We start from the raw sequence: 2,175 nt of genomic DNA on the forward strand, positions 1-2,175 counted from the left end.
CGACGCGGCGGCTCGTCGACAGCGGCTTCGTGAAGCGCCACACCGTCCCCGGTGAGCGCAGCCACTACTTCCGCGCCGAGGCCGACGTCTGGGGCTCGTGGCTCGCCGGGGAGCGCCGCTACCTCGACCGCCAGCGCGACATCATCGGCCGCGGCCTCGCGATCGTCGAGTCCGGCGGGCACACCGCCGACGGCGACGTCGACGCCGAGGTCCGCGAGCGCCTCCGCAACGGCCGCGACTACATGCAGTGGCTCCGCGGGCACCACTTCACGATGCTCGAGGAGTGGGAGGCGTTCAAGGCCGACCGCGACCGCACCGACCGATCGGAGACCCGATGAGCGACGTCCTGTCCGTGGAGCACCTCACCGTCACGTTCGACGTCGAGGGCGAGACCGTCCGCGCCGTCGACGACGCGTCGTTCCGGGTCGGGCGCGGCGAGGTCGTCGCGGTCGTGGGGGAGTCCGGCTCCGGCAAGAGCATGACCGCGATGACGGCGATGGGCATCGCACCCGACGGTGCCCGCGCGACGGGCAGCATCCGCATCGGTGACCTCGAGGTCCTCGGCGCCGACGAGCGCACCCTCCGCGAGGTCCGTGGACGCCGCGTCTCGATGGTGTTCCAGGACCCGTCGGCCGCGCTCAACCCCGTCTTCACCGTCGGCTTCCAGCTCGCCGAGGCGGTGCGCCGCGCCGAGGCCGGACTCGACCGCGCCACCGTCCGCGCCCGCTCGGTCGAGCTCCTGCGCTCCGTCGAGGTGCCGGAACCCGAGCGTCGGCTCGGCCAGTACCCGCACGAGCTCTCCGGCGGCCAGTGCCAACGGGTGATGATCGCGATGGCGCTCGCCGCCGACCCCGACCTGCTCATCGCGGACGAACCCACCACCGCCCTCGACGTCACGGTCCAGGCCGAAGTGCTCGACGTCCTGCGTGCGCTCCGCGGCCGCACCGGCACCGCGATCCTCCTCATCACGCACGACATGGGCGTCGTCGCCGACCTCGCGGACCGCGTGGTGGTGATGCGCCGCGGCCGGGTCGTCGAGTCCGGCGACGCCGTCGCCGTCCTGACGACGCCCACCGCCGAGTACACGCGCGAGCTGCTCGCCGCCGTCCCCCGCCTGGGAGCCTCCGTCCCGGGCGCGGACACGGGTGCCGGCCTGGAGGCGCGCCTCACCCCAGCCCCGGTCCTCGACGTCCGGCACCTCGTGGTGGAGTACGGCGGTGCGCTCCGGGGACGCTTCCGCGCGGTGGACGACGTGTCGTTCACGGTGGGGCGTGGGGAGATCGTCGGGCTGGTCGGCGAGTCCGGCAGCGGCAAGACGACGATCGGCCGCGCCGCCGTCGGCCTCGCCCCCGTCACGGCGGGCAGCGTCGTCGTCGAGGGCACCGACGTCGCCACCGCGGGCCGCTCCGAGCGCCGGGCCATGCGTCGGCGCGTCGGCGTGGTGTTCCAGAACCCGCTGCGGTCGCTGAACCCGCGCTACACGGTCGGACAGACGGTCGCCGAGCCGCTGCGGCAGATCCTGCGCCTGCCGGCTGCCGAGGTCACCGAGCGGACCGAGCGGCTCCTCGCCGACGTCGGGCTCGACGGCGGCTTCGCGGAGCGGTACCCCCACGAGCTCTCCGGCGGACAGCGCCAGCGCGTCGCGATCGCCCGCGCCGTGGCGCTCGACCCGGCGCTCCTCGTCGCCGACGAGCCGACGAGCGCCCTCGACGTGTCCGTGCAGGCCCGGGTGCTCGACGTGTTCCGCGAGCTCCAGGAACGCCTCGGCTTCGCGTGCCTCTTCATCACGCACGACCTCGCCGTCGTCGACACCCTCTGCGACCGGGTCGTGGTGCTGCACGACGGGCGGGTCGCCGAGCAGGGGACCCGCGACGCGATCCTCCGGAGTCCCGAGGACGCGTACACGCGCCGGCTCGTCCAGGCCGCACCCGTGCCGGACCCCGTGGAACAGGCCGCCCGTCGCGCCGAACGGCTCGCGTCCCTGGCCTCCTGAGCTCCTCGTCCACGCCCGGCGGATCGCGAGGCGACGATCGATCCTGCCGTTGGCAGTTCCGGTTCGCGGATCCCGAGGTCGGCGCACCGGAACTGCCACGGACGAGGACGATCTGCGTCAGGTGGGTGATGGATGTCCGTCCGGGGCACGGACCCGTCCGAGTGATCGCCGCATAGCGGACA

The 2,175-nt window shown here is 74.1% G+C and carries 1 protein-coding gene and 1 pseudogene; both read left to right on the forward strand.

Annotated features, from left to right (window positions below; translation table 11 throughout):
* Positions 1 to 338 (forward strand): annotated as a pseudogene (locus tag I59_RS19415) (transcriptional regulator); the annotation flags it as partial.
* Positions 335 to 1,993: an ABC transporter ATP-binding protein gene (locus tag I59_RS06970; protein WP_022903247.1), complete on the forward strand. Its 1,659-nt coding sequence runs from the start codon at positions 335 to 337 to the stop codon at positions 1,991 to 1,993. The pseudogene I59_RS19415 and the gene I59_RS06970, both read left to right, overlap by 4 nt.
* The last annotated feature ends 182 nt before the right edge of the window (positions 1,994 to 2,175 follow it).

The organism is Curtobacterium sp. B8, from assembly GCF_000333315.1.
In the GTDB taxonomy this organism is placed as follows: domain Bacteria; phylum Actinomycetota; class Actinomycetes; order Actinomycetales; family Microbacteriaceae; genus Curtobacterium; species Curtobacterium luteum.

What these genes read in the sequence shown, in the direction of transcription:
- I59_RS06970 (WP_022903247.1), top strand. Translation starts at nt 335, where the DNA reads ATGAGCGACGTCCTGTCCGTGGAGCACCTCACCGTCACGTTCGACGTC.